The organism is Sinorhizobium sp. 7-81, from assembly GCF_030124405.1.
In the GTDB taxonomy this organism is placed as follows: Bacteria; Pseudomonadota; Alphaproteobacteria; order Rhizobiales; family Rhizobiaceae; genus Sinorhizobium; species Sinorhizobium psoraleae.
In genome coordinates this window covers 51548-69639 of the sequence record NZ_JASKLT010000004.1, presented here as the reverse complement: position 1 = coordinate 69639, position 18092 = coordinate 51548, and the positions used below count along the sequence as shown (strand labels likewise).

Below are 18092 nucleotides of genomic sequence, written 5' to 3'. Positions count from 1 at the left end.
CTTAAACTCAACTGCTGCATGTCACACCACAGCGACTCTTGCGCACCGAAGCGGTATGCAGGGCTGTACGGACACTCCTTTGCCCCGTCTGCTTATGACGAGTCAATTATCAAGCATCTATAGACCATTTCGCGACAGGGGAGAAGGTGAAGGCTTCTGTTGCCAGGTGCCTTCGGACCCCGCCTTACGGTGCTACCCGGAAGGACTTGATTTGAAGTGCCGCACCGCCGTTAGGCAGCGAGACGTGCTTCAGCATAGTTGTCGTTTGCAACTATAAGTTTAGCCCGATAACGGTGGTACAATGCCGAGCAAAAAGTCGATCTTTACGCCCTTGTCGATCCTATTTCGCCCCCATCAAAAGCCGGTCCGCATTTCCAGGCCGGTTTTTGGTGGAGGCGCCGGGTACCGCCCCCGGGTCCAATGGGTTTATTGCATCGCCCGTTTATTGCCATAGCCGCCCGAAGACGGCACACGTCATATAGGTCTTTCCGCAGTCCAAGAAAAGGGCCGCGAGGGAGAATATGACAGATATATTATCCCGGGTGCGGCCCTTACCGAAACGCCTTGACATACCCGATCAGCGTGAAAAACTCCCGCTGCTGCACGCGGTTCGCGAAAAGGGCAGCAGCTTGAGAGCAAGTGCAAACTGGAGGCATCATGACTGATTATCTCGCAGACGTGCAGAAATACGACAGCGGCGCCGACGAAGCTGTTGTCAACAAGATCGTGCGCCATCTCGGCATCGCCCTTCGCAACAAGGATTCGTCTCTCGTCTCGGCCTCGGACCCCAAGGAGCTCGAGCGCGTCAAGGAGAAGTGGTGTGAAAAGAAGCTCGGCGTCGGCGGTGCGGACGCGGACGCGGCAATCGCTGCCACGGCCAAGGCGATGGCGGACGACCGCACCAAGTCACGCGTGACGTTCTACTACCTGGTGGCCAAGAACCTCGGCAAGCTCCAGGTCCTCTGATCCGCAGGGATTCTCCCGGTTTCGGCTACTACATCGCGTGTCCCTCGGACGGGCAAAGGCGGTAGCGTTTGAATTGCGGAGTTTTTTCGTGATCCCGGCCGAACGATCCGGGATCGCCAGCGCAATTGATTTTGCCAATCCGGAGACCAAGTGGAAGGCGGCGGAGCCGCCTTACCGTTTCGTGTTACGCCTGCTCCTTGGCGGGGACATTGTCGGGCCAGAGAGCACGGATCTCCTTCGGCAGCGTGTCGCGCACCTTTACCGATTGACCGAGATCTATGTGCCGCGCGAGAACCTGGAACACCGACTTCGTGGCTTCGACGGGATTAACGGGACGGCCAGGTTTCATCCCATCCGTGACACATTGCAGAAATTCGTCGAGCGATCGCGTCGCCTTGTCGGGCCGATGGTTGGGTCGGTATTGATCGTAGTAGGCGCCCCGCACGAGCAGCGGCAGCTCCGCGCCCAGATGGGCGGCCATCTCCGGAGGAAGCCTGTCGCGCAGTGCCCTCAACACGACGTTCAATATATGCCAGGCGACTTTCCGGTCCGGACCATGATGCTCCATGATCTCGCCGAGCCAGATATTGGTGGTTTGCAGGGTCTTGTCGAAGACATCGAGGCCTGTCGCACTCATGGGTCACACCTCTCTCGCGGTCATCGTTGATATCTCAAAAGTTCTAACCCCAGGCGGCCGAGTTTGTTTCGTCGCTTGGCCGAGAAAATCCCGCCAGCGCGCTCGAAAACGGCCCCGGGCTTGCCGCTAATCTCGGAACCTTCGCGGGGCCGCCGGGTTAAGCCAATAGATGTGGCCCGGCCGAAACGCCTACGCGGGTCGGGTTGAACATGACCAGCAGAACACGAAAGGGCAGATACGGAAGGAAGTCCGATGACATCTTCCAAGCATCCGAAGACACGCCGCCCCAGCGACAAGGATCTGAAGCAGGATCCCGGGATCGGCCGGAGCAAGGGCATCCAGGGACCATCCGACTATGAGATGCTGAAGCGCGGCAACACCATCGAAGGCGATGTCGAGAACGATACGACCACGCAGGGCGGTGCGAACCCGCGCCAGCGCGGCCGGACGAATAAATAGGAGGAAAGGCAATGGTCGGCAAGAAGACGCACGAACAGCAACAGCGCGTGCTTCAGGGCCGCGAGGATACGTCGAACGCCGGCAAGGATTTCGACGCCGCGGAGAAGCTCCAGCGCTCCGCCGCCTTGCGAAAGGCTCATCGCAAGGGCGGGAAACTGGATACCGAGCACGCCGATGCGCGCGAGCCGGACGAACGCAGCATGACGCGCGGAAAGAACCAGGAAAGCAGGCACCACAAGGGTGCAGAGAATTGAGGCTAAGACTTCTCTTAGCGCCATCCGAGATAATGAAAGGAGACGGATCATGGCTCACGCCAGTCGCAAGCATGTGGGAAAGCCGGACAAAGGCAAAGGTTCAGGCAGCGGCGCACAGACCGAAGTGAAAAGGGGCGTTCTTGGTGAGAACGACGTTCTTTCCAACCGAGACAAGGCGCAGCATTCCGATGCGCGTGGCCTCGATGAAAAGGCAGTGAGAAACGAACAATACCAGGATCACGCCGGCAACCGGCGCCCTGCGAAATGATCGGACGGGCGGCGGGCGCTGCTCCGAAACACATAAACCTCAGCGCCGCCACGGCGGCACGAAGCGCCTGTCGTCATAGGAACTGAGATATCCCGTGTGTGCGGGTGAAGCCAGAAATCTGGCTTTGAGATAGGCGAATGCGTCGCAAGTTGCGCCGGATCTCGCTGGCACGACACTAATCAGCTTTCGAAAATTCCCCGGCCGCCCTACCGCCTCCAGCCGATCAAGTCGATGGAGGGTGGCCGGATCGACTTGATAAAGCTCACCCCTGACGTGATGACCTTGGCCCGGCTCGTCCAGCATCATCGGAGCGAGCCACGGCCCCGCAATGAGCATCGGATATTTCCTGGTTGTCCGATAAAAACCAATAAAGCGCGCCCGAGCGAGGCCGCGCCGATGCAGCGGAAAGCCTCTCTTCAAGGTGCCAAACACAAAAACGAGTGCGGTTTCGGGCATGATCCGGGTGGACCCGCGCAAGCGTTCTTGTTCAAGAACGCGGGGAACCTCTGCTGCGTTCCCTTGACGGCGGGCGGCAGCATGGGCGGAGGCCATGCATAGCGCTGCTCGAAGTTCGGACATCAAATTGCGGGAAAACGCACCGTAGCCATTGGTTCGCCGGAGGGTTCGTCCTATTTTGAGCGAAGCGAACGAATCGTCGGCGAAGAAGCATGCGGCAATATCTCGATCTCCTCGAACATGTGATGACAGTGGGAACCGACCGCGGAGACCGGACGGGCACGGGCACGCGATCGGTTTTCGGTTACCAGATGCGTTTCGACCTGTCGGAAGGCTTCCCGGTACTGACCACCAAGAAGCTGCACTTGCGTTCGATCATTCACGAGCTCCTGTGGTTCCTGAAGGGCGAAACGAATATCGCTTATCTCAAGGAAAACGGCGTCAGCATCTGGGACGAATGGACGGACGAGAAGGGCGAACTCGGACCGGTTTACGGCTATCAGTGGCGTTCCTGGCCAACGCCGGGCGGCGGGCACATCGACCAGATCGCGACCCTCATCGAGGGCCTGAAGACCAATCCGAATTCCCGGCGCCACATCGTTTCGGCCTGGAATCCGGCGCTGGTCGACGAGATGGCGCTGCCGCCTTGCCACTGCCTGTTTCAATTCTACGTGGCGGACGGCAAGCTCTCCTGCCAGCTCTACCAGCGGTCGGCCGATATCTTCCTTGGCGTTCCCTTCAACATCGCCTCCTACGCGCTGCTGACGCTGATGGTGGCGCAGGTGACGGGGCTGAAGCCCGGCGATTTCGTTCACACGCTCGGCGACGCCCACATCTATCACAACCACTTCGAACAGGCGCGCTTGCAACTGACGCGAACGCCCAAGCGGCTCCCGGAAATGCGCATCAATCCGGCAGTAAAGGATATATTTTCCTTTAAGTTCGAAGACTTTACGCTCGTCGGCTACGAAGCCGATTCACATATCAAGGCGCCGGTCGCCGTCTAGAATGGGACGAGATGAGGCTGCTTCCGGCGGCGTTTGCGCCGATCGGCGCAGGCGCGCGGCGTCAGGTGCAATGCCTGAAGCGGGCCTCGATGTTCTGGAACTGAAAAACCGGGAGCTTCCTTCCGCGTTCGTCTGGGCGCGTGGGCGGCGTTTCCCAATATGGCCGCCGGCGTTCCGGCGGAACAGGGAGGTTTCGATGCTGACGCTTATCCATGCGCCGCTCTCGCGCTCGTCGCGCATCATCTGGCTGCTCGAGGAAATCGGCGCCGAATACGAGATCCGCTATGTCAACATCCGTCGATGGGACGGCTCGGGTGGACCGGACGAGAACAATCCGCATCCGCATAAGCAGGTGCCGGCGCTTCTGCACAACGGCGCGGTGATCTGGGAGTCGGCCGCCGTCGTGCAATATCTGACCGACCTCTATCCGGATTGCAGCCTCGGCCGGCCGCCGGGCCATCCCGAGCGCGGCGCCTACCTTTCCTGGCTCGCCTATTATGCCGGCGTCATCGAGCCGACGGCGCTCGCCCATATCTCCGGCGTGACCGTCAACAACCCGGCGCTCGCCAGACTCTACAGCGAAATGTGCGCCCACGTGATCGGCGTTCTGAGCGGCCGGACCTATCTGCTCGGCGAGACCATGAGCGCGGCCGACCTCCTGCTGGCGAGCGCGCTGCAATGGATGCGCAAGATCCTGCCGGAAAGCGACGTGATCGACCGCTACATTCGCGTCGTGACCGACCGAGCGGCTCTGGAGCGTGCGCGCGAGATCGACAGCAAGCCGAGTGGTTTCCATGACTGACGCAAAGACCGAAAAGAGCGCCGACCCGAGAATCGTGATTGTCGTCGCTGTCGCTACCAACGGGGTGATCGGGCGCGAGGGCGACCTGCCATGGCGGCTCTCGACCGATCTCAAGCGCTTCAAGGCACTGACGATCGGCAAGCCGGTCGTGATGGGGCGGAAGACATGGGCCTCGCTCGGGCGACCGCTGCCGGGCCGACCGAACATCGTCATCAGCCGCAATCGCGACTTCGCGGCGGAAGGGGCCGAGGTCACCTCGTCGCTTGAGGCGGCGCTCGAGCTGGCGCGCCGACACGCGGCGGCGATCGGCGCGGACGAGATCTGCATCATCGGCGGTGGAGAGATCTATCGCCAGTCTATCGGCGTCGCGGACGTGCTGCACGTGACGGAAGTGCATGCCGAGGTCGACGGCGACACGCGCTTTCCGGCGATCGATCCCGTGATCTTCGAGAAGGTGTTCGAGGAGGATCTGCCACGCGGCGAGAAGGATAGCCATGCGATGCATTTCGTGACCTGGCGTCGGCGGGAGACAGCGGAATGAGGAAAAGTGCGAAGCGGTTTTCCGCCCGCGTTCCGCGTAAGACCAAGAATCCGGAATGAGGAAAAGTGCGAAGCGGTTTTCCGCCCGCGTTCCGCGTAAGACCAAGAAGCAGCGGAATGAGGAAAAGTGCGAAGCGGTTTTCCGCCCGCATTCCGCGCATGGCCAAGAAGCCGGAATGAGGAAAAGTGGAAGCGGTTTTCCTCCCCGATCCCGCTCTCACCCGTTCCTGCGGCGGGTCTGCCAACTATTTTAACCCATTTACGGTGAACTCGGCCGTATCGCGTTGAAAGCAATGCATGTGATACCTATAACGGGTTCACATCGCGACCGATTGCATATGCCTGCGGCGGTCGGCGAAAGAGTTTTCTTGTAAGAGAGGTTTTGATGCCCTGGAGCAATCAGAATGGCGGCGGCGGCGGCCCGTGGGGCGGCGGCGGCAATCAAGGGCCATGGGGCCAAGGGCCTAATCGCCCGCGAGGCGGCAGAGGCGGGCCGCCGGATCTCGAGGAGATCATCCGGCGCGGTCAGGACCAGTTGAAGAATGTGGTCCCGGGCGGCTTCAACGGCGGCGTCTTCGTCATCGTCGGCCTCTTGATCGTCGGCTTCATCCTGCTCAACTCGATCTACACCGTCCAGCCGGACGAACGCGGCGTCGAGATGCGCTTCGGCAAGCCGAAGGAAGAAATCTCGATGCCGGGCTTGCACTATCACTTCTGGCCGCTCGAGACCGTCGAGTTCGTCAAGGTGACGGAGCAGCAGCAGAATATCGGCGGGCGCACCGCCGGCCAGTCCAATGCCGGGCTGATGCTCTCCGGTGACCAGAACATCGTCAACGTACAGTTCTCGGTGCTGTTCTCGGTGACCGACCCGAAGTCCTATCTCTTCAATGTCGAGAACCCGGCCGATACGCTGCAGCAGGTGGCCGAAAGCGCGATGCGCGAGGTCGTCGGCCGGCGTCCGGCGCAGGACATCTTCCGCGACAATCGCCAGGCGATCGCCGCCGACGTGAAGAACACGATCCAGGCGACGATGGACGCCTACGGCGCCGGCGTTTCCGTGAACACGGTCGCAATCGAGGATGCCGCGCCTCCACGCGAAGTCGCCGATGCCTTCGACGAGGTGCAGCGCGCCGAACAGGATGAAGACCGCTTCGTCGAGGAAGCCAACCAGTACGCCAACCAGGTGCTCGGCAAGGCGCGTGGTCAGGGCGCTCAGATCCGCGAAGAGGCGGCCGCCTACAAGGACCGCGTCGTCAAGGAAGCAGAGGGCGAAGCACGGCGCTTCGTCTCGGTTTACGACGAATACTCCAAGGCTCCCGAAGTCACGCGCAAGCGGCTCTACCTCGAAACCATGCAGGGCGTCCTTGGAAAGTCGAAGAAGTTCATCCTCGACGAAAGGAACGGGCAGGGCGTGCTGCCCTATCTGCCGCTTAACGAAATCGGCAGGCCGGCGCAGTCGGGAGGCGTACAATGATCAACAATCGCAGCTCAATCATCCTGATCGTCCTCGCCGCGGTGCTGGTCGTCGTCTATTCGTCCATCTTCGTGGTCAACGAGCGCCAGCAGGCGATCGTCGTGCGCTTCGGTGAGATCCGCGACGTCAAGCGGGAACCGGGCCTCTATTTCAAGCTGCCCTTCGCCTTCATGGATGCTGATCGCGTGCAATATGTCGAGGACCAGGCGCTTCGCTTCGACCTCGACAATATCCGCGTGCAGGTTTCCGGCGGCAAGTTCTACGAGGTCGACGCCTTCGTGGTCTACAAGATCGCCGATCCCCGCCGCTTCCGCGAGACGGTGTCCGGCGACCGGGAGTCGGCCGAGGCGCGGCTCAGGACCCGCCTTGATGCCTCGCTGCGCCGCGTCTACGGTTTGAGAGGGTTCGAAGCGGCCCTTTCGGACGAACGCGCATCGATGATGCGCGAAGTGCGGACGGACTTGAGGGCCGACGCGGAATCGCTTGGCCTCAACATCGAGGACGTGCGCATCCGGCGGACCGACCTGACGCAGGAGGTTTCGCAGCAGACCTTCGACCGGATGAAAGCCGAGCGTCTGGCGGAAGCGGAACTGATCCGCGCACGCGGTAACGAAGAGGGCCAGCGCCGCCGCGCGATCGCCGACCGCCAGGTCGTCGAGATCGTCGCCGAGGCTCAGCGTGATTCGGAAATCCTGCGCGGTGAGGGCGAAGCCGAGCGCACGAAGATCTTCGCCGATGCCTTTGCAAGGGATCCCGGCTTCTTCGAGTTCTATCGCTCGATGTCGGCCTATGCGGCGTCGATCGGCAGCCCGGACACGACCGTGATCCTGTCGCCGCATTCGGAATTCTTCCGTTATTTCAACGATTCAAACGGTGTCGGCGCGCCAGCGCCGGCGACGCAACCCCCTGTCGCGGACTGAGCGGACAATGTCCGACTTTCTGATCGGGTTTGGTTTCTTCCTGATCATCGAGGGGCTGGTGTACGCACTGGCCCCTTTGGTTTTGGTGGAATTGGCGAAGCGTTTGCCGTATGTCCCGGAGCATCAGCTCCGACTGGCCGGGCTCGTTTCGGTGGCGGCTGGCGTCGGACTTGTATGGTTGGTTCGAGGATAATGCGAAATGCCACATAAACTGCTGATCCGGCTGATCGATGCCGAATATGCCATTACCCGTCTGAATGTCGGGTCCGCGATACCGGAGTGGCTGCCGGGGCCGGGTTTCTGGACGGTGTCCAGCTCGCGCGAGGAAATGACGCTGGTCTGTCGCGCCGCCCGCGTACCGTCGAGCGTGCAGAGCTCGCTCGGATGGCGCTGCTTCCGCATCGAGCAGCATTTCAGCTTCGACGTGCCGGGTGTGCTGTCTTCGGTCCTGCGGCCGCTTTCGGCGGCAGGTGTCGGCGTCTTCGCCAATTCGACCTTCAGCACCGACTATGTCTTCGTCGCCGGGTCCGATCTTGAAAAAGCGGTGCAAGCACTGAAGGATCACGGGCACGAGATCACCGGCTGAATGGTGCGAAGCGGGTGCAGGCCGGAATCGCCGACGCTCGGTTCTCCTGGGGCGGATCAGGAAATCGTGTTTGGACGCTCCGGAATTCCGCCGTATCTTCAAGGGAAGATCGCTTGTGTGCGGGGCCGCGGCAGCGGCGCATCGCGCTCAGTTGAAGGGAATCGATTACGCGGCAGTCCCCGATTGTGACAATCCCCGGGGCCGGCGTGATCCAAGAGGAATAATAGGAGCCTAGCGACTTGTCGACACGACCCGAATTCTTCCGCGGCCTGGTGCTTGCGGCCGCGACGGCACTGCTTCTTTCCAACACGGCACTCGCCGAGACGGCAACCTCGCGACCGGCGGCCGGACCGCCGTCCGTTGCCGACCTCGCCGAAGGTCTGCTCGACGCCGTCGTCAACATTTCCATTTCCCAGAACGTCAAGAGCGATGACGACGATGCGCCGATGCCGCAGGTGCCGGAAGGGTCGCCGCATCAGGAATTCTTCGACGAGTTCTTCAGGGGGCCCGGCGGCGACGGTAACCGGCCGCGAACGGTCAATTCGCTTGGTTCCGGCTTCATTATCGATCCGACGGGGTTCATCGTCACCAACAACCACGTCATCCAGGACGCCGATGATATCGAGGTCAACTTCGCGAACGGCACAAAGCTGAAGGCGAAGCTGGTCGGCACGGACAGCAAGACCGATCTGGCGCTGCTCAAGGTCGAGCCGAAGAAGCCGCTAAAGGCGGTCTCCTTCGGCGACTCGCGCAAGATCAGGATCGGCGACTGGGTGATGGTCGTCGGCAATCCGTTCGGCCTCGGCGTTTCCGTTTCGGTCGGCGTCGTCTCGGCGCGCGGGCGCAACATCAATGCCGGCCCATATGACAGCTTCATCCAGACCGACGCGGCGATCAACCGCGGCAATTCCGGCGGGCCGCTGTTCAACATGCAGGGCGAGGTGATCGGCATCAACACCGCGATCCTCTCGCAAACCGGCATGTCGGTCGGCATCGGCTTCGCCGTGCCGACGGAACTGGCGATGAACGTCGTCACCCAGCTCAAGGAATTCGGCGAGACGCGCCGCGGTTGGCTCGGAGTCCGCATCCAGCCGGTAACCGACGATATCGCCGAAAGCCTGAAGATGGAGACGCCGCATGGCGCGCTTGTCTCCGGCATCATTGAAGGCGGACCGATCACCAAGGGCGAGATCAAGGCAGGCGATATCATCGTCCGCTTCGATGGAACGGATGTGGCGGAGATCCGGGATCTGATGCGTGCGGTCGGCGAGAGCCCTGTCGGCAAGGCCGTCGACGTGGTCATCATTCGCGACGGCAAGGAGCAGACGGTTCACATCACGCTTGGCCGTCTTGAGGATGGCGAGCGTCTTGCAAATGCCCCGGTGAGCCAGGAAGGCGAGGGTGTCAAGCCGAACGAGCCGCCCGCGGCCCAACTGCCGGCGAGCGACGTCGTGCTCGGCATGAAGCTCGCGGTGCTTGACGAGGGTCGCCGCAAGACCTTCGGCATTGCCGATGACGTCAAAGGCGTGGTGGTGACCGAAGTCCAGCCGAATTCCGCCGCGGCCGAGCGCCGCGTCGCGGTCGGCGACGTGATCGTCGAGGTCGGTCAGGAGGCAATGGACACGCCGGACGATGTTTCGGCGCGGGTCGAGAAACTGAAGAACGATGGCCGCCGCAACGCGCTTCTGATGATCGCCAACAAGACCGGCGAGCTGCGCTTCGTCACCGTGCGGGTGGAATAGCGGCGGGCTGCCTTATGGGCGCGATGGCTTTTTCTTGAGTCATTTCAGGACCATCGCGGCTGATCTTCGCAGACTGCAGCGACCTCTTGGCGTCTTTTCGGACGCCAAGAGGTCGCTGTCCGGGTTTAAACAAGCGCGTTTTCCCGCTTGCCTCCTGAAAACAAACTCGCAAACCATTCCTTCGAAAGCGCTCTGTCCAACCCCTTTGGCTCCCAATCATGCCCCGCGTCCAGCAGGTGGTAGGCGACATGTGCCCCGGCAATGCGGAACTGCTCTTCGATGACCGGCGCATCGTAACGCTCACGGCGATCATCATGTGCTCCGGCTAGGATGAGCACTGGATATCGCTCCAATTTCGGAAAAGGCGTTTGCGGGTCCGGCGACTGCGGTCGCAGGAGAATTGCTCCAGACGTAAGGGTGCACTGACGGCACACGACGGCTGCGGCGATGATAGCCCCACTCGAATAGCCTGCGATAAGCGGACGTTGGGCGAGCCTGTATTCTCTCGTGATCGTCTCCATGAAAACGCAGAGCTTTGCCGTTCGGTCGGTCAGTTCCTCCAAATTCAAACTCCGATCCCGATTACGTCGGAAGAAGGTGAAGCCGTGCTCACAAGCGATCGGACCGCGGACTTTGAAACATGTGGAGTTGGGAGCAACCTGCTCGGCGAAATCGGTCCAATCAGTTTCTCTTCCATTGCTGCCATGAAGAAGAACCATTGGCGGATTGTCCGGGCTTCTCGCCTCAACCTCGAAATCAAAACCTGCAGAATGCAGCATTTGAAAAGCACCTGATTCTGATGTTCGCGCATCAGGATAGCATCTTGGGGAACCCGTTGGTTCAGCGACCGCCGCCGTTTATCGCGATTCAGCAGGCGGCGGGCTGATGAGGGATCAGGTGCGGGGCCGAATGGCTAGACGCCAGCTTCCCCGGCGAGTCTCGTCCATTCGTCCGCCGTGATCGCGTAGAGCACGTGTCGTTTCAGATGCGCATGCGTATCGGGCACGCGAGGGTGGTCGAAGTCGCGGCTCGGGTCCGGCCGCATGCCGAGCCGTTTCATCACGGCGGTGGAGCGGGTATTCGCGGGCACGGCGAAGGAGACGATTTCGCCGAGGCTCCGTTCGGCAAAGCCGTAGTCGAGGAGTGCCGCTGCCGCCTCGGTCACGTACCCGTTGCCCCAGAAGGGCAGGGCGAGCCGCCAGCCGATCTCGATCGTGCCGTTCGGCAGATGCGGTTCCAGATCGGTAAGCGCGAGGCCGCAGAAGCCGATCGGGGTGTCGCTGTCGCGCAATGCGAGCGCAAAGAAGCCGAAGCCGGTTTCGCTGATGCCGCGGCCGATGCGATCGAACAGTGCGTCAGATTCCACCCGGCTGCGGCGGAAGGCGAAGAATTCCATGACCTTCGGATCGCTGTTGATCTCGGCGAAGAGATCGCGATCGGTCTCGCTCCAGCCGCGAATGCGCAGCCTGTCGGTCTCGCGGATGATCACGCGACGAAATCCGTCTTGCGATAGCCCTGGAGGTAAAGGAGGGCCGTCAGATCGCCATGGTCGATGCGGATCTTCGCCTGCTCGGCAACGACCGGCTTGGCGTGCAGCGCCACGCCGCTGCCGGCAAGCTGAAGCATGCCGAGGTCGTTGGCGCCGTCGCCCACGGCAATCACCTCCGCGGTCGAGATGCCGAGCCTGCGTGAAATATCGATGAGCGCATCGACCTTGGCCTGCTTGCCGAGGATCGGGTGAGCGACTTCGCCGGTAAGCATGCCGTCCTTTTCGATCAGGACGTTGGCGCGGTTCTCGTCAAAGCCGAGTTTTTCAGCGATAGGGCCGGTGAAGACGGTGAAGCCGCCGGAAACGAGGGCGGTGTAGTGGCCCTTGGCCTTCATGGTCGCGACCAGCTCGCGGCCGCCGGGCGTCAGCGTGATGCGCTTGGCGATCACCTCGCCGATGACACTGTCGGGCAGGCCCTTCAGCAGGCCTACCCGCTCGATCAGCGCCGGCTCGAAAGCGATTTCGCCGTTCATGGCGCGGGCGGTAATCGCGGCAACCTTTTCCTTCAGGCCCACTTCGGCGGCAAGCTCGTCGATGCATTCCTGGCCGATCATGGTGGAGTCCATGTCGGCGATCAGGAACTTCTTGCGACGGCTTTCGGCATCCTGCACAGCGACGTCGACCGCGAAACCGTTCACCTCGGCGCGCAGCCGCTTCTCGGCGGCGTCCGGATCGGTGCCGTCGGTGAGCGGGATGTCGCAGGCGACGCCGTCCGCCAGCCAATAGACCCCGGACGCCTTTACAGCGCTCGCCGCCGCCTCCGCCAGCGCAGGCGTCAGAACAGGATTTGACGGATTGGCGATAAGCGTGGCAACGAGAGCCATGATCAAGAACCTTGAAAGAGATACGGACGCGATCCTGATAACCGGGCCGACCGCCAGCGGCAAGTCCGCGCTTGCGGTTGAGCTTGCGCGCCGGCATGGCGGCGTCGTTGTCAATGCCGACAGCATGCAGGTCTACGACACGCTGAAAGTCCTGACTGCCCGGCCGGACGAGGCGGAGATGGGCGGCATCGAGCATTTTCTCTACGGACACGTGCCGGCGGGCGCGGCCTATTCGACCGGTGTCTGGCTGCGCGAGGCAGAGGCGCTGGTTCAGCGGCTGCGCAAGGAGGGGCGGCTGCCTGTCTTCGTCGGCGGCACCGGGCTCTATTTCAAGGCGCTGACGGGCGGGCTTTCGGATATGCCGGAGGTACCGGCTGCGATCCGCGACACGCTGCGCACGCGGCTGAAGGAGGAGGGCGCCGAGGCGCTCCATGCGGAGCTTGCCGCGCGCGATCCTCAAGCCGCCGCCCAATTGCGGCCCGGCGACGGGCAGCGGATCGTACGGGCGCTCGAAGTGATAGAGGCGACCGGCAAGCCCATCCACTTCTTTCAGCAGAACCGTGGCCCGGTGATCGTCGACCCCGACCGGGCGCGGAAGATCGTCGTGCTGCCGGATCGCGCCGTCCTGCACCGCCGCATCGATCGGCGCTTCGAGATCATGCTTGAACGCGGCGCCGTCGACGAGGTGCGCGCGCTGCTTGCGCTCGACCTCTCGCCTGACATGCCGGTGATGAAGGCGATCGGCGTCCAGCAGATCGCAGCGATGCTGAGAGGCGAGATCAGCGAGGAGGAAGTCATCGCCACCGGGGCAGCAGCGACGCGGCAATATGCCAAGCGCCAGATGACCTGGTTCCGCAATCAGCTCGATGAAAGCTGGGAGCGGATCGAGACGCCCGACGCCGTGCTCTGAGTGAGCGTGCGCTCAGACGATGCCGTGTTCCTTGAGCACGGCCTCCTCGTCGCCGCTGATCCAGCCGAAGATTCTCGGCTCGTCGTTGCGCACCTGGACCAGATAGTGGACCTCGAAATCGATGGTGACGTCCGGTCTGCCCTTCATATCGTAGGTGGAGCGCCAATCGATCCTGACGAGGAAGTGCCGGTTGTCGATCGGCGTGATCGTGGTCTTGCGGATCTTCAATGCCTTGGTGCCGATCGCACGATAGCGGGCATAGCCCTGTGCCATCGACACCTTCAGGCTGTCGTCGTTCTTGCCCGCCAGAACGCCTGCAGGCGAGGCGGCGATGAACTCCGAGGCGAAAGCGAAGGTCGTCTCGCCGACATCCATTTCGTCGGCAAGCACCCGATTGGCCATGGTTTCGTATCGCGCGAAGAAGCGCCGGAGGGTCTCTTCCATTGTCCTGGTCCTGAATTTCTTCGAATAGGCTGGATGAGAACGCTCTGCCGTGCCGCGCGGTTCCTGTAATGCAACGATCGAGCGCCTACGGCAGGTTCAACTGCCAGGAGACGCCATATCGGTCGTTGATCCAGGTGAATTGACGGCTGAAGCCGTAATTGGCGCGCGGCATCAGCACCCCACCACCTTCCGCAAGCGCCGAAGCAAGGTGTTCGAGTTCGTCCTCGCTGTCGCAGTCGACGAACAGCGAGAAGGCTGGCGTAAAACCGAATTCATGTTTCACCGGACTATCGATGCACATGATGGTTTCACCGGCGATCGACAGCTCCGCCTGCATGATCGAACCCTCCGGGCCAACCTCACCCGGTCCGTAGCGATTGATGCTCACGATCTTCGCGCCGGAGAACAGCGACAGATAGAGGTTCATCGCTGCCTCGGCTTCGCCCTGGAACATCAGGAAAGGTTTCACGCTTCTGACCATGACGGTTCTCCGAATATTGCTCACGTCGGACTGTCGGCCACGGTATATTCAAAGAAGAGGTCGGTCTCGACCCGTTCGAATTTCTGCCACTCTGCGGCGCTGACGTCAGACGGTTTTGCGACCCGGTCGAGATCGCTGCGGAAGACGCGGCCGCGGGCCTTCTGCTTCAGCCTGTCCTCTATGAAGCCGAGCGGATGTTCCCACGGCCTGTCCTTGTGCGCCGCCCAGGCCGTATTGGCCGGGATCATCGCCACGAATTCGTCCTGAAAGGCCTCGCTTGCCAGCCAGGACAGGTTGGCATAATCCGCTGCCGCGCTGCCGTCGAGCGTCGCATTGTGGCTGCCGTGATGGCCGACCTTGTAGAGCACCGTGCGGCCGAGAAGGTCGCGCGCGGTCACGGTCCTGCCATCGACCGTCCATTTCAGCGGCGCCCAGGAGATCCAGTTGCCGCGCTGGGCGTCGCCGGTGAAGAGCAGCACCTTGCCGGTTCCGCGGAGTTCGATGGCGATGACCAGGCTGGTGTTGTTCACCTCGTCATTCAATCTGAGGGCCAGCGTTTCCGCGCTCTCGAGCCAGTCATTGTCGATCTGCCGCCAGCCGGTAGGGCCGCTCTTGCCCTTCGCGCCATAGTGGTCGACAAAGAACGCCTTCAGGAACTTGTCGCGGCTCCGTTCAACGTCCCTGCGGGAAATGCCGAAGCGCGGATCGAAAGAGCGCCTGGCGCTTTCCGGGTCGCCCTCGACCGTAGCCGCGAGGAGGCTCAGTGTCGGGCCGTCGGCCGACAGCCTGAACTCTTCCTCGCCCTGCGGCTCCAGCGAAAGCAGCAGTTCGACATCGCGCGGCGGTCCAAGCGCGTAGACGCGCACGCCCTCGACGCCCGGCAACTCGTAGGGGTCATGGTCCGGCCGCAGGAAAACAGGATCACCGGCGATTCGTCCGCGCAGGTATTTGATGGCGCGCTTATTGGTGATCCCCTCGATGGCGAGCGCTCCCTGCCTTCGGGCCGAGAGGGCGGGGTGACGACGCCTGACCTCTTTCAGCCGCTCGCGAAGTTCGTCGGCGGCATCTTCTCCCGTCTCGAAGGAGAGAAGATCGCGCAGCATCGTACGGTTCGGCGAATGGACGTCGAAGCCCGCGCGATCAAGGCGCTCGTCGGCTCCCATCAGAGCGAGCAACGTATCGTGGAAACGTTCCCGCAGGCTGTTGGCAAACGGATCATCGTCGTCCTCGGTCCAGGCAAGCCAGAGTTCGCCGATCTCGATCGCGTCGAAGCACGGTTTTCTTGTCGCAGGGTCTTTCGCCGCGAAGCCGTTGACGTGGTCCATGTGCTCATGGGTTACCAGCACCAGATCCAGGCGATTACCAGTGGCTTCGGCGATATCGGCGATCACTTTATCGATCGTCTGTTCGGGCTTGACCTCGGAATTCGTCCACAGGCCGCAGTCGATCAGCATGTAGAAGGGACTTCCGTCTGCCTTTGGCGTCGCCAGAAGAAAGCAGTCGCCATGGCCCTGCCGATACATGCGTACCGTGACGCCGGACGCGGGGGCCTGCATTCTGGGCATCGGTTCCTCCTCAAATCCGCTGGCGGACGGCAGGCCGCTCAATTCTCTCGTCGGCTAGCTCCGCTGTCGGTGGAGATGAGCGAAAATCTCCGGTCGGACAGGCTTGCTCCCGCCGGCGGTGAAGGCGTTTTCCCGGCTCCGCGCCTGTCTGGTGAGATATGCGCGCATTCGTTCGAGCTCTGCATCGTCGCAAATGTCGCCGGGCGTGCGGATGACCCGCCGGATCTCGAAGGTCTCGGCATCGATGAGCAGCGTGCAGCCACGGCGAAAATAGAAATCGTAAGGGCCTTTCGGCGGCTTGCCCTTGTCCGCTGCCTCCTGCATCTTCGGGTCGAGGTAGCCGTGGCGGGTCTGCGTCAGCTCGACGACATATTCGCGTTCGATCTGGTCGCGATTGCCGCGGCGCGCGGCCATGCGAACGCTGTGCACCTCGATTGCAGGGCCAGCGATGATCTTGCTGCGCCTGACGGTCGCCGGCGCGTCGGCATCCGTCCTGATGCGGATGATGTCGCGAAGCGGCGCGTTCTTGGCTTCGGTGATGAGCCCCCAGAACAGCCGCCCGTAGAGGTCGCGCGCCAGCCATTCGACCTTGCGGTCGGCCTCGAGCCCGAGCTCCAGAAGGTTGCGGCTGAGAATTTCCCGGAGCGACGATTTCGGCCGCTTGGCGCTCTCCGGCAGGCGGTTGCCCATCGCCTTGTTCAGCTCCTCGAAGATTTCCCGTGCGGTGCGGTCCAGACCGTCCAGGAATTTCTGGCCCTCGCTGTCGGTGAAGTCGCCGCGGGTTTTGAGCTGATCGATCATTTCGAGCGGGCGCGAAAGCAGATAGGCGACCTCGCCCTTGAGATCGGTCAGCCGGGGGAAGGCGGCTTTGTAGTCGGCGGCCGCTTCGCCCATCGTCGGCCAGAGCAGCGTCTGGACCGAGACGATCGGCATGTCTCGCGGAACGATGCCCCAGGCGATGAAGGCCTCCATCACCGCGACGCGATAATTGTGCTCGTCCTCGGGAAAGAGATCGTGGTCGGCGGTGATGATCGCGCGCAGGTAGTCGCCGAACGTAACGTCGACCGGTGGGCAGTAATCGAGCGCGCGAATGCACATCTGCAGGATGTGCCGGGCCGATTTCGATGCTTCGCGCGCCAGCCGGTTGACGAGGTCGGGATGCAGCGCGCCTGCCGGCAGGATTCCCGTGCCGCTCGACGCGATGCGCAGCAGGTCGGATATGCGCGCGCGGTAGATCGACAGGAATGCCCGGAACACGGCAGCCACCAGGATGGCGCCGCGGTCATGCACTTCCTCCGTCTCGCGCAGAAGCCTCGGATTGGGCTCGTGCGCCCGCCAGACGCCGTCCTTCCAGCCGCCGAGCGCGTCGCGCAGCGCCGTTCCGCGGCCGAGCACCTGACCGAACTCCTGGGCGAGCTGGCCAAGCAGGTTCTGGCTTTCGAGGTCGCCGTGCGTGCGGGCGATCTGATCCTTCAACACGTCCGCATAAGAGAAATGCTGGAAGATCGCGACGATATCGGCGAAGGCCTCGTGCAGCGCGAGCACGTCCGGATTGGTCGCCTCGCTGAAGCGGGGATGCATGCCGTCGAGCAGCGCGTGTGACGTTTCATGGGCGATGATGTCGTGGGAGAGGCAGGTGAATATGATCGTGCCGGCGGGTGCTCCCGATTGGCCTTCACCGGCTGCGAAATAGCCGAAGAGCAGGGCCTTCTTCTCGGGGCTGTAATAGGCGTTGGCGTCGCGCAGCGCATGCGGATAGATGCGCAGCCGCTGGACATATTGCGGATTGATCCATCGGCCCTTCTCGTCCCGGTCGCGCGCCGCCCAGAGTGCGACCCGGCCGAGTGCGCTTTCGAAATTGGCGATGGTGTTCATCGCCACCGCATAGGTCATCTGCTGGTGGAATTGCGGGTTCCATTCCGCCGGTCGGAGGCCATTGTCGGCAAGCAGGCCGGGATCGTGCAGGTTGACCGGTGCGTAAACCAGATCGAGCGACGGATCGAAGTCGATCACCTCGATATATTCCCCGACGGGCCCGACGAACGGCACGCCGGGGTCGAGCTTGTCCATCTCCCAGGGGATCGAAACGATCACCTCGTTAAGCGGCAGTGTTTCGTGTCGCCGCCCCATGCTCGGGTCGAAGGCGAAGATCCGGAGCTTGCGCGGAGGCATGGTCGACAAAACGGACATTTACTCCTCCCGGGAATT

At 62.2% G+C, this 18092-nt stretch carries 22 protein-coding genes and 1 other RNA gene; 13 read left to right on the top strand and 10 right to left on the bottom strand.

Annotation, left to right across the window (positions count from 1 at the left end; translation table 11 throughout):
* Positions 1–145: 145 nt before the first annotated feature.
* Positions 146–508, bottom strand: a transfer-messenger RNA (tmRNA) gene (ssrA, locus tag QN224_RS16300).
* Positions 509–657: 149 nt separating this feature from the next.
* On the opposite strand from ssrA, the gene QN224_RS16295 reads away from it, so the two are divergent.
* Positions 658–966, top strand: a complete 309-nt coding sequence (locus QN224_RS16295; RefSeq protein WP_173509803.1) for a DUF2853 family protein — start codon at positions 658–660, stop codon at positions 964–966.
* A gap of 184 nt (positions 967–1150) precedes the next feature.
* Here QN224_RS16295 and QN224_RS16290 read toward each other — a convergent pair whose 3' ends face one another.
* Positions 1151–1603: a DUF2267 domain-containing protein gene (locus QN224_RS16290; RefSeq protein WP_283977544.1), complete on the bottom strand. Its 453-nt coding sequence runs from the start codon at positions 1601–1603 to the stop codon at positions 1151–1153.
* Positions 1604–1855: 252 nt separating this feature from the next.
* On the opposite strand from QN224_RS16290, the gene QN224_RS16285 reads away from it, so the two are divergent.
* The 3 genes from QN224_RS16285 to QN224_RS16275 are packed head-to-tail and all read left to right on the top strand — an operon-like array spanning position 1856 to position 2584.
* On the top strand, positions 1856–2062 hold the full coding sequence (locus QN224_RS16285) for a hypothetical protein (protein WP_173509805.1): 207 nt from the start codon (positions 1856–1858) through the stop codon (positions 2060–2062).
* A gap of 11 nt (positions 2063–2073) precedes the next feature.
* The gene (locus QN224_RS16280; RefSeq protein WP_269282325.1) at positions 2074–2316 is read left to right on the top strand and encodes a hypothetical protein; all 243 of its coding nucleotides are present in this window, start codon (positions 2074–2076) and stop codon (positions 2314–2316) included.
* 49 nt (positions 2317–2365) lie between these two features.
* Positions 2366–2584, top strand: a complete 219-nt coding sequence (locus tag QN224_RS16275; protein WP_173509807.1) for a hypothetical protein — start codon at positions 2366–2368, stop codon at positions 2582–2584.
* Between the two features lie 39 nt (positions 2585–2623).
* Here the strand turns inward: QN224_RS16275 and QN224_RS16270 are convergent, their stop codons facing one another.
* The gene (locus QN224_RS16270) at positions 2624–3136 is read right to left on the bottom strand and encodes a gamma-glutamylcyclotransferase family protein (protein ID WP_283977543.1); all 513 of its coding nucleotides are present in this window, start codon (positions 3134–3136) and stop codon (positions 2624–2626) included.
* A gap of 116 nt (positions 3137–3252) precedes the next feature.
* Between QN224_RS16270 and QN224_RS16265 the strand changes: the two genes are divergently transcribed.
* From QN224_RS16265 to QN224_RS16230, 8 genes are all read left to right on the top strand, one after another.
* Positions 3253–4047: a thymidylate synthase gene (locus tag QN224_RS16265; RefSeq protein WP_283977542.1), complete on the top strand. Its 795-nt coding sequence runs from the start codon at positions 3253–3255 to the stop codon at positions 4045–4047.
* Between the two features lie 196 nt (positions 4048–4243).
* Complete coding sequence (locus QN224_RS16260) at positions 4244–4849, top strand: glutathione S-transferase (protein WP_283977541.1); 606 nt, start codon at positions 4244–4246, stop codon at positions 4847–4849.
* Entirely contained in the window at positions 4842–5390 is a 549-nt protein-coding gene (locus QN224_RS16255; protein ID WP_283977540.1) for a dihydrofolate reductase, read from the top strand. The genes QN224_RS16260 and QN224_RS16255 overlap by 8 nt, the downstream gene beginning before the upstream one ends.
* 384 nt (positions 5391–5774) lie before the next feature.
* Positions 5775–6863 carry an FtsH protease activity modulator HflK gene (gene hflK / locus QN224_RS16250; protein WP_173509811.1) on the top strand — a complete coding sequence of 363 codons (1089 nt, stop codon included), beginning with the start codon at positions 5775–5777 and terminating at the stop codon, positions 6861–6863.
* Positions 6860–7783 carry a protease modulator HflC gene (locus QN224_RS16245; RefSeq protein WP_283977539.1) on the top strand — a complete coding sequence of 308 codons (924 nt, stop codon included), beginning with the start codon at positions 6860–6862 and terminating at the stop codon, positions 7781–7783. Before hflK ends, QN224_RS16245 begins: the two co-directional genes overlap by 4 nt.
* A 7-nt stretch (positions 7784–7790) precedes the next feature.
* On the top strand, positions 7791–7976 hold the full coding sequence (locus tag QN224_RS16240) for a DUF2065 domain-containing protein (protein ID WP_173509813.1): 186 nt from the start codon (positions 7791–7793) through the stop codon (positions 7974–7976).
* 6 nt (positions 7977–7982) lie between these two features.
* Positions 7983–8369, top strand: coding sequence for an ACT domain-containing protein (locus tag QN224_RS16235; protein WP_173509814.1), 387 nt, complete (start codon positions 7983–7985; stop codon positions 8367–8369).
* A gap of 239 nt (positions 8370–8608) precedes the next feature.
* Positions 8609–10111 (top strand): Do family serine endopeptidase, encoded by a 1503-nt coding sequence (locus QN224_RS16230; protein WP_283977538.1) that lies wholly within the window; start codon positions 8609–8611, stop codon positions 10109–10111.
* 125 nt (positions 10112–10236) lie between these two features.
* On the opposite strand, the gene QN224_RS16225 is transcribed toward QN224_RS16230, so the two are convergent.
* From QN224_RS16225 to serB, 3 genes are all read right to left on the bottom strand, one after another.
* Complete coding sequence (locus QN224_RS16225; RefSeq protein ID WP_283977537.1) at positions 10237–10890, bottom strand: alpha/beta hydrolase; 654 nt, start codon at positions 10888–10890, stop codon at positions 10237–10239.
* A gap of 134 nt (positions 10891–11024) precedes the next feature.
* Positions 11025–11600: a GNAT family N-acetyltransferase gene (locus QN224_RS16220; protein WP_283977536.1), complete on the bottom strand. Its 576-nt coding sequence runs from the start codon at positions 11598–11600 to the stop codon at positions 11025–11027.
* A complete protein-coding gene (serB, locus tag QN224_RS16215) occupies positions 11597–12484 on the bottom strand; it encodes a phosphoserine phosphatase SerB (RefSeq protein WP_283977535.1) in 888 nt (295 codons plus the stop codon). The genes QN224_RS16220 and serB overlap by 4 nt, the downstream gene beginning before the upstream one ends.
* Here serB and miaA point away from each other — a divergent pair.
* Positions 12483–13394, top strand: a complete 912-nt coding sequence (gene miaA / locus QN224_RS16210) for a tRNA (adenosine(37)-N6)-dimethylallyltransferase MiaA (protein WP_283977534.1) — start codon at positions 12483–12485, stop codon at positions 13392–13394. The two genes, serB and miaA, sit on opposite strands and share 2 nt — an antisense overlap.
* A gap of 12 nt (positions 13395–13406) precedes the next feature.
* Here the strand turns inward: miaA and QN224_RS16205 are convergent, their stop codons facing one another.
* From QN224_RS16205 to QN224_RS16190, 4 genes are all read right to left on the bottom strand, one after another.
* Positions 13407–13838 carry a nuclear transport factor 2 family protein gene (locus QN224_RS16205; RefSeq protein WP_283977533.1) on the bottom strand — a complete coding sequence of 144 codons (432 nt, stop codon included), beginning with the start codon at positions 13836–13838 and terminating at the stop codon, positions 13407–13409.
* 85 nt (positions 13839–13923) lie between these two features.
* A complete protein-coding gene (locus QN224_RS16200; protein ID WP_173509821.1) occupies positions 13924–14319 on the bottom strand; it encodes a VOC family protein in 396 nt (131 codons plus the stop codon).
* A gap of 20 nt (positions 14320–14339) precedes the next feature.
* Positions 14340–15884, bottom strand: a complete 1545-nt coding sequence (locus QN224_RS16195) for an MBL fold metallo-hydrolase (protein WP_283977532.1) — start codon at positions 15882–15884, stop codon at positions 14340–14342.
* A gap of 54 nt (positions 15885–15938) precedes the next feature.
* Positions 15939–18074 carry a hypothetical protein gene (locus tag QN224_RS16190; protein ID WP_283977531.1) on the bottom strand — a complete coding sequence of 712 codons (2136 nt, stop codon included), beginning with the start codon at positions 18072–18074 and terminating at the stop codon, positions 15939–15941.
* Positions 18075–18092: the final 18 nt, after the last annotated feature.

Excerpts from the sequence above, each read along its gene's own strand:
- miaA (WP_283977534.1), top strand. The coding sequence starts at position 12,483 with ATGATCAAGAACCTTGAAAGAGATACGGACGCGATCCTGATAACCGGG.
- QN224_RS16290 (WP_283977544.1), bottom strand. The coding sequence starts at position 1,603 with ATGAGTGCGACAGGCCTCGATGTCTTCGACAAGACCCTGCAAACCACC.
- QN224_RS16240 (WP_173509813.1), top strand. The coding sequence starts at position 7,791 with ATGTCCGACTTTCTGATCGGGTTTGGTTTCTTCCTGATCATCGAGGGG.
- QN224_RS16235 (WP_173509814.1), top strand. The coding sequence starts at position 7,983 with ATGCCACATAAACTGCTGATCCGGCTGATCGATGCCGAATATGCCATT.
- QN224_RS16195 (WP_283977532.1), bottom strand. The coding sequence starts at position 15,884 with ATGCCCAGAATGCAGGCCCCCGCGTCCGGCGTCACGGTACGCATGTAT.
- QN224_RS16295 (WP_173509803.1), top strand. The coding sequence starts at position 658 with ATGACTGATTATCTCGCAGACGTGCAGAAATACGACAGCGGCGCCGAC.
- QN224_RS16270 (WP_283977543.1), bottom strand. The coding sequence starts at position 3,136 with ATGGCCTCCGCCCATGCTGCCGCCCGCCGTCAAGGGAACGCAGCAGAG.
- QN224_RS16200 (WP_173509821.1), bottom strand. The coding sequence starts at position 14,319 with ATGGTCAGAAGCGTGAAACCTTTCCTGATGTTCCAGGGCGAAGCCGAG.
- QN224_RS16280 (WP_269282325.1), top strand. The coding sequence starts at position 2,074 with ATGGTCGGCAAGAAGACGCACGAACAGCAACAGCGCGTGCTTCAGGGC.
- serB (WP_283977535.1), bottom strand. The coding sequence starts at position 12,484 with ATGGCTCTCGTTGCCACGCTTATCGCCAATCCGTCAAATCCTGTTCTG.
- QN224_RS16285 (WP_173509805.1), top strand. The coding sequence starts at position 1,856 with ATGACATCTTCCAAGCATCCGAAGACACGCCGCCCCAGCGACAAGGAT.
- QN224_RS16260 (WP_283977541.1), top strand. The coding sequence starts at position 4,244 with ATGCTGACGCTTATCCATGCGCCGCTCTCGCGCTCGTCGCGCATCATC.
- QN224_RS16265 (WP_283977542.1), top strand. The coding sequence starts at position 3,253 with ATGCGGCAATATCTCGATCTCCTCGAACATGTGATGACAGTGGGAACC.
- QN224_RS16190 (WP_283977531.1), bottom strand. The coding sequence starts at position 18,074 with ATGTCCGTTTTGTCGACCATGCCTCCGCGCAAGCTCCGGATCTTCGCC.
- QN224_RS16255 (WP_283977540.1), top strand. The coding sequence starts at position 4,842 with ATGACTGACGCAAAGACCGAAAAGAGCGCCGACCCGAGAATCGTGATT.
- QN224_RS16225 (WP_283977537.1), bottom strand. The coding sequence starts at position 10,890 with ATGCTGCATTCTGCAGGTTTTGATTTCGAGGTTGAGGCGAGAAGCCCG.
- QN224_RS16275 (WP_173509807.1), top strand. The coding sequence starts at position 2,366 with ATGGCTCACGCCAGTCGCAAGCATGTGGGAAAGCCGGACAAAGGCAAA.
- hflK (WP_173509811.1), top strand. The coding sequence starts at position 5,775 with ATGCCCTGGAGCAATCAGAATGGCGGCGGCGGCGGCCCGTGGGGCGGC.
- QN224_RS16205 (WP_283977533.1), bottom strand. The coding sequence starts at position 13,838 with ATGGAAGAGACCCTCCGGCGCTTCTTCGCGCGATACGAAACCATGGCC.
- QN224_RS16245 (WP_283977539.1), top strand. The coding sequence starts at position 6,860 with ATGATCAACAATCGCAGCTCAATCATCCTGATCGTCCTCGCCGCGGTG.